The following is a 6,612-nucleotide window of genomic DNA, read 5'->3' as shown; positions in this document are numbered from 1 at the left end:
CGACCACGGTGAGCGCGGCGACCACGAGGAGGGCGACGGCCTTGGTCTCGGTGCCGCCGCCCCAGCCGAGGCGGCTGAAGACGGTGGCGGTGGCGAGGGTGGCGAGCGAGGCGAGTGCGGTTTCCCAGCCGACCGTGAGTATCCAGGAGATGAGGGACGGGAGGCGGTTGCCGCGTACTCCGTAGGCGGCGCGGCTGAGCACCATGGTGGGCGCGGAGCCCCGTTTCCCCGCTACCGCGATGAGGCCGCAGAGCAGGAACGAGGCGACGATGCCGAGGCTTCCGGCCGCGAGGGCCTGCCAGAAGGAGATGCCGAAGCCGAGGGCGAAGGCGCCGTAGCTGAGGCCGAGAACGCTGACGTTGGCGGCGAACCAGGGCCAGAAGAGGTGGCGCGGGGTGCCCTTGCGGTCCGCGTCCCCGATGACGTCGAGGCCGTGGGTCTCCAGTTGGATCTGGCGGCCGTCGGCTCCGCTGTCCTGGGGGTGCTGCGGCTGCGTCATCGGCGACCTACCTGTCCTGACGTGTCGCGTCCAAGCTAGGCGGGGGGATGGAGGGGCGCAAGGAACGACCCGGCGTGACCCGGTGGCCCTGACCGGGGCCTTCGGGCGGGAGAGGGTTGGCAGCCCTCGGAAATGACATTAGGTTAGGTCACCCTAATCATGTTGCCGACATCCGGTCGGCAACGCGGCGGCCTCCGGTCGTGCGCGTGACCGTGAGCTCTGCCAGGGAGGCAGCCTTGTCGACACCCCCCTTCTCCTCGGTCATCCGCACCGCCAGCCAAGACCGGCACACCGAGGCCGAGCAGGCGCCGTTCATGAACGACCTGCTCGGCGGCCGGTTCGGCATGGACGCCTTCGCCAGGTACACCGAGCAACTCCTTTTCGTCTATCGCGCCTTGGAGGACTCCGCAGCTCTCCTGGAGGCCGACCCGGTCGCGGGCCCGTTTCTGCGCCCGGAGCTGCGGCGGGTGGCCGAGCTGGAGCGCGACCTGAGGCATCTCCTGGGCGAGGAGTGGCGCGACCGGGTGGCCCCGCTCCCCGCGACGGAGCGGTACGCGGCCCGCGTCCGCGAGGTCGCCGCGAGCTGGCCGGCGGGATATGTGGCCCACCACTACACCCGCTACCTCGGCGATCTGTCGGGCGGTCAGGTGATCCGGCGCGTCGCGGAGCGGACCTGGGGGCTGGAGAGCAAGGGCGACGGTGTCCGCTTCTACGTCTTCGAAGGCATCGACAACCCGGCCGCCTTCAAACGCGAGTACCGCGCGCGGCTCGACGCGCTGCCGGTGGACGAGCTGGAGAAGCGGCGCGTGGTCGAGGAGTGCCGGTTGGCGTTCACCCTGAACAACGCCGTCTTCACCGACCTCGGCACCCTCTTCCCGGCCACCGCCTGACAGGTTCCCCCATGGCGGTCCACACGGGACCGCTGACGAGCGGCGCGACGATGCCTTCTACCCGACCGACATGACACCACATACCCTCATTGAGTCGTGAAGTACTCGCATCGCACCGAAAGGTCCTTGTGATGCAGATCCTCACCCTCAACAACGGGGTCCAGATGCCGGCCCTGGGGCTTGGTGTCTTCCAGACGCCGCCGGACGAGACACGGGGCGCTGTCATGGCCGCGCTCGACCTCGGATATCGGCACATCGACACGGCCGCCGTGTACGGCAACGAACGTGAAGTCGGCCAGGCCATCCGCGAGTCCGCCGTCCCCCGCGAGGAGGTCTTCGTCGAGACGAAGACCTGGATCAGCGACTACGGCTACGACGAGACCCTTCGCAGCTTCGACAAGAGCGCCGCCAAGCTCGGCCTCGACCAGATCGACCTGCTGATCCTGCACCAGCCCCTCCCGTCGGACTTCGACAGGACCCTCGCCGCCTACCGCGCCCTGGAGAAGCTCCTCGCGGAAGGCGATGTCCGTGCCATCGGCGTCAGCAACTTCATGGTCGACCACCTGACCGCTCTGCTCGACGCCACCACCGTCGTCCCCGCCGTCAACCAGCTCGAGGTCCACCCCTACTTCCAGCAGCGCCCGGTCCTCGACCTCGACGACCGCCACGGCATCCTCAACCAGGCGTGGTCCCCCATCGGCGGCGTCACCTTCTACACGGGCCACGACGATGGCCGCCGGAGCGTCCTGGACGACCCGGCTGTCACCGCGATCGCCGGGGTGCACGGCAAGAGCCCCGCCCAGGTGCTGCTTCGCTGGGGTATCCAGCAGGGCCGCTCGGTGATCCCCAAGTCGACCAAGCCCCACCGCATCGCCGAGAACATCGACGTCTTCGACTTCGCGCTCACCGCGGACGAGGTGAAAGCCCTCGATGCCCTGGAATCCGGGCGGCGAGGCGGCCCCGAACCGGAGAACGTCACCCTCGCTGCCTACGGGCACATCCTCATCCCCGAAGCCTGACACGCCGACACCGACGCCCGCTGCTTACTGCGCATCGCGGCCGTACTGCCCGAGGCCGACCAAGACGGGCCGCGACTTCGTCGGCGGCCCGTCATGGCAGTCGAGGCCGACCATCACCTTCGACCGGCCCGAGTTCGCAAGCTGCCGGCCATGCCGGAGCTGCGGCTTCAGGATGGAAACCGCTCTTGGTCCAGGTCAGTCGCAGTAGGGGAGATCAAGTTCGTAGGTGTGCCGGACCCGGACAGGCACGTACTCGGGAGAGAGCGGGTACTAGTTGTCGAGGACCCTGGCGGTGGCGTTGGTCTGCAGACGCCACTCACCGCCGCGGGATGTCCTGCACACCCACTACTCACCCCCGGATCAGGCCCCGCGCTTTCGGCCGGCCGCTTTCTTCGCCGGGGCCTTCTTCGCCGGGCTCTTCCGAGCTGCCGTCTTCTTCGACCGCTTCGGCATTTCGTGCACGTCGGCCGGCTCCCCGCGTGACTCCCTGGCCTGGGCCACGGACTGATTGAGCGCCGCCATCAGGTCGAGGATCTTGCCGGGCTTCTCCGGCTCCTCGGACTGTGGCAGCGCGTGGTTCTCCCGCTTCGCCTCGATGATCTTCTGGAGTGCCTCGGTGTACCGGTCCGTGAAGTCGGGGCCGTCGAGGTCGTCGCGGGTCATCGTGTCCATGAGGGCGAGGGCGCCGGTCAGCTCTTGGTCGGACACGGCCGCCTCGTCCGGCAGCAGCTCAGCCGGGTCGCGGATCTCGTCGGGCCAGCGCATCGCGTGCAGGACGAGGACGTCGCCCCGGACCCGCAGCAGACCAAGCCTCTCGCGCCCGCTCCAGGCGTACTTGGCGACGGCCACCCGGCTGGACCGGCTCAGGGCCTTCGTCAGCAAGGCGTACGGCTTGGCCGCCACCTGACCGTCGGCGACAAGGTAGTAGCCCTCGGCGATCCGGATCGGATCGACGGAGTCGACGGGGACGAAGGCGACGATCTCGATCGCGCGGGCGGTGGGCAGCGGGAGGTCGCGGAGGTCGTCGTCGCTGATCGGGATGACCACGTCTTTGGTGAGCTGGTAGCCCTTGCCGATCTCGGCCTGGCTGACCTCGCGGCCCTCCAGCTCACACACCTTGCGGTTCCGGACGCGGCCGCCGTCCTGGGTGTGCACCAGGTGGAAGTGGATGCTGTGGTCCTCGGTGGCGGAGACGACCTTGATCGGGACGGTGACCAGGCCAAAGCTGATCGCGCCGCTCCACACGGTTCGAGGCATGCCGACCTCCAGGAAGAGCCCCGAGCACGTCCAGCCTACGGGCGCCCGTGCGAGCGCGCGCCTGCCTGGGGGAGCCGGGGCGGGACCGGTCGACGGGTGGCGGGCCGACGTGGTCCCTCCCTGCGCGGCGGCGTCGGTGCCGCTCGGAAGCGGGCGGCACCAGCGAGGCCACCTACTCCCCCAATTCGTCAGGAACAAGATCAGCACGCACTTCGGAAGCCCCGCCGGTCAGGATCGCTGAGCACAAGACCCGCAGCTCAACCCATTCTTAAACGATCAGTTGGGGGACATGACCTCGTAGAGGTTCCCGGCGTCATCGGTGAAGTACAGGCCGCGAGGGCACGACGGGTGGTCGATCCGGCCGTTGTCGGGCTCGCTGGGATCGTTGCCATAGGGCACCCCGGCGGAGTTGAGCCGGGCGAGGATCGCGTCGAAGGACGACGGGTCCACGTCGAAGGCCAGGTGGTGGCCGACCGGATTCTCGTCGGACATGAAGTCCAGCGTCAGGGATCGGCTAGGGGGCCAGCAGCCCGTTGATCTGGTCGTGGACCGCCGTACGGGCGGCCGGGACGTCGCTCAGGAGCGTCGGTCCGAGCGCGGACAGCGGTTCCTCGGGGTCGGTGCCGCACTCGGTGCTCTCGCTGACGACCTCGTAGCCGTCGCGTACGGCGATGTTGAGCCGGAAGCGGCCCTCGCCGAGGGCGTGCAGGGCGGAGGCGACGACGAGGGGCGGCGGTCCGCCGGGCTCGCCCTCGTGCTTGCGGTAGGCGCTGGCCACGGGGGTGCGCCAGCGCAGGCTGAGCAGGAGGGGGCTCTTGGCGACGACCTCGGCCAGATCGGTGTCGTACACCCCGGTGGAGGTCAGCACCGTGGCGCGGGTGTCCAGGACGAGGGCCGCCGGGAGGAGGCAACGCAAGGTGCTGCCCGCGATGTTGCCGCCGACCGTGGCCGCGCGGCGTACGGCGCCGGTGCCTACCGAGCCTGCCGCGCGGCGCAGCACCTCGGGTACGCGGTCGTCGACGCGGTTGAGGACGACGGCGCCGCCCAGTTCCTCGGGGCCGAGGACGTTGGCCTCGGGCAGCTCGCGCAGTGACACGGCCTGGGTCGGGAACCCGTCCCGCTGCCAGGTGGCCCAGACCAGGGTGGCGCCGCCCACGGGCACGGCTCCCTCGGCCAGGTGGTCGCGCGCTTCGGACACGGACGTGGGCAGACGCAGCAGCACTGTGGCCAACCTGCCTTTCCTCGGGGGGTCCGGCGAACGGCCGCCTCCGCGGCCGGAGTTATTCTCGCCGCCTTCGGAGGGGCGCGTACAGGGCTCACCGTCACGCGCCCCGTGCGCCCCCTCCACCACCCCGTGAGTCGGGCCCGCAGCGGTGTCACACAGACCCACGCCGCGGGCCCGGCTGATCGCCCGGCACGCGGCGGGAGGGCTGGGGCCTGTCCGACCATTCCCGTCTGCCGCGCGACGCCACGCACGCATTCTCGCCGCACGGCCCCCTCCGGGCGACGACGCGACTTGTCGGGCAGGCCCTAGGGGAGGCGCGCCACGCCCGCGTAGATCCCGCTCTTCTCGGCCGCCGGAACCTCGCCGTCCTTGAACCACTCGGTGGCCGTGACGAGGCCGGGCTCGACCAGTTCCAGGCCCTCGAAGAAGCGCTCGACGCCCGCGCGGTCGCGGAAGCCCAGCCGGATGCCGCCCTTGGCGTACTCGGCGGTGACCTGGGCCGACAGCTCCGGGAAGATGTCGGAAGAGGCGTGGGAGAGGACCAGGTAGCTACCGGAAGGGAGGTTGGCGAGAAGGTTGGAGACGAGCCCGTACGGGTCCTGGTCGTCGTTGATGAAGTGCATCAGGGCGATCAGGGACAGGGCGATGGGCCGGTCGAAGTCGAGCGTCTGGCGGGCGTTCTTGATGATGGCGGCCGGGTCGCGGACGTCGGCCTCCACGTACTGGGTGGCGCCTTCGGGGCGGCCGACGAGCAGTGCCTCCGCGTGCCGCAGCACGATCGGGTCGTTGTCGGTGTACACGATCCGCGCGGTCGGCACGATCCGCTGGACTATCTGGTGCAGGTTGGGCTCGGTCGGGATGCCGGTGCCGATGTCGAGGAACTGGTCGATGCCCTGCGCGGCGAGCCAGGCGACGGCGCGGTTCATGAAGGCGCGGTTCTGCCGGGCGCCGTCCCGCGCCTCGGCGGGCAGCCGCTCCCCCACCGCTTCGTCCACGGGGTAGTTGTCCTTGCCGCCGAGCAGCCAGTCGTATACCCGCGCGGGGTGCGCCGTGCTGGTATCGATCTGCCGGGGGGCGGGCGTGCCGGTGGTCATGGGCGGGCTCCGTCATGATTCTGGCCGGTGCGAACACAGACGATCATCTAGTGGTGGTCGTCATTCTGCATGCGGGGCACGGGAGTTGACCAGGTGGGTGACCGGCGGCGAGCCCCTGCCCGGCCGGGTGTGACCCATGACCGACCCTGGTCTCCAGGTTTCGAAAGTATTAGCTGATAATTTGTGAAGCTCGCGGGCAGACACGGGGCCAGGGGGTAACGATTTGGCCATCGGTGCCACCGTGATGGTCACCGATTCCGGCCGGTCCGTCTGCCCGCGCGAGCAAGGCCGAGTGGGGAGGGAGACCTGTCGTGACCGAGGCAGGGCGGGGGGCGGACGCCGATGACGCCACGGGTGCCGGCGGCGCCGACGGGGTCCGGCGTGGGCGAGGCCGGCGCGCGGCGCCGAAGCGGACGTGGGGACGCCGTGCCCAGGAGCCGGACCGGCAGGAGCCCCAGAGCACCCCGGAACCGGCGGCGTTCGAGCCCGAGGCCACCATGCAGCTGCGGGTCGGCACCATCCGGCCCGACGAGACGATGCAGCTCAAGATCGTCGCGCTGGACGGCACCCGCCCCGCACCGCAAAGCGAGCCGAAGGCCACCGAGGAGGCCGGCGCCCCCCACCCCTC

General features: G+C 70.2%; 7 protein-coding genes and 1 pseudogene. 3 read left to right on the top strand and 5 right to left on the bottom strand.

Annotated features, from left to right (window positions below):
• Nucleotides 1-499 (bottom strand): cytosine permease (locus tag CCN33_RS22630; protein ID WP_208621842.1); only part of this gene is annotated, 499 nt, incomplete at its 3' end.
• Nucleotides 500-735: 236 nt separating this feature from the next.
• Here CCN33_RS22630 and CCN33_RS22625 point away from each other — a divergent pair.
• Both CCN33_RS22625 and CCN33_RS22620 read left to right on the top strand, forming a co-directional pair.
• Nucleotides 736-1,389, top strand: a complete 654-nt coding sequence (locus CCN33_RS22625) for a biliverdin-producing heme oxygenase (protein WP_086695360.1) — start codon at nucleotides 736-738, stop codon at nucleotides 1,387-1,389.
• A gap of 131 nt (nucleotides 1,390-1,520) precedes the next feature.
• Nucleotides 1,521-2,408: an aldo/keto reductase gene (locus CCN33_RS22620; RefSeq protein ID WP_086695359.1), complete on the top strand. Its 888-nt coding sequence runs from the start codon at nucleotides 1,521-1,523 to the stop codon at nucleotides 2,406-2,408.
• A 360-nt stretch (nucleotides 2,409-2,768) separates the two neighbouring features.
• Here CCN33_RS22620 and ku read toward each other — a convergent pair whose 3' ends face one another.
• The 4 genes from ku to CCN33_RS22595 all read right to left on the bottom strand — a co-directional run bounded on the left by ku (nucleotide 2,769) and on the right by CCN33_RS22595 (nucleotide 5,984).
• A complete protein-coding gene (gene ku / locus CCN33_RS22615; RefSeq protein WP_086695358.1) occupies nucleotides 2,769-3,665 on the bottom strand; it encodes a non-homologous end joining protein Ku in 897 nt (298 codons plus the stop codon).
• A 276-nt stretch (nucleotides 3,666-3,941) separates the two neighbouring features.
• Complete coding sequence (locus CCN33_RS22605) at nucleotides 3,942-4,157, bottom strand: VOC family protein (protein WP_244173909.1); 216 nt, start codon at nucleotides 4,155-4,157, stop codon at nucleotides 3,942-3,944.
• Between the two features lie 22 nt (nucleotides 4,158-4,179).
• Nucleotides 4,180-4,887, bottom strand: coding sequence for an FAD binding domain-containing protein (locus CCN33_RS22600; protein ID WP_086695356.1), 708 nt, complete (start codon nucleotides 4,885-4,887; stop codon nucleotides 4,180-4,182).
• 308 nt (nucleotides 4,888-5,195) lie between these two features.
• On the bottom strand, nucleotides 5,196-5,984 hold the full coding sequence (locus tag CCN33_RS22595) for an SAM-dependent methyltransferase (protein ID WP_086695355.1): 789 nt from the start codon (nucleotides 5,982-5,984) through the stop codon (nucleotides 5,196-5,198).
• A gap of 311 nt (nucleotides 5,985-6,295) precedes the next feature.
• Between CCN33_RS22595 and CCN33_RS22590 the strand changes: the two are divergent.
• Nucleotides 6,296-6,612 (top strand): annotated as a pseudogene (locus CCN33_RS22590) (hypothetical protein); the annotation flags it as partial.

This window comes from Streptomyces recifensis (genome assembly GCF_002154615.1).
Lineage (GTDB): Bacteria > Actinomycetota > Actinomycetes > Streptomycetales > Streptomycetaceae > Streptomyces > Streptomyces griseoluteus.
Note: the sequence above shows the minus strand (reverse complement) of the source record. Positions and strands in the feature narration are given on the sequence as shown.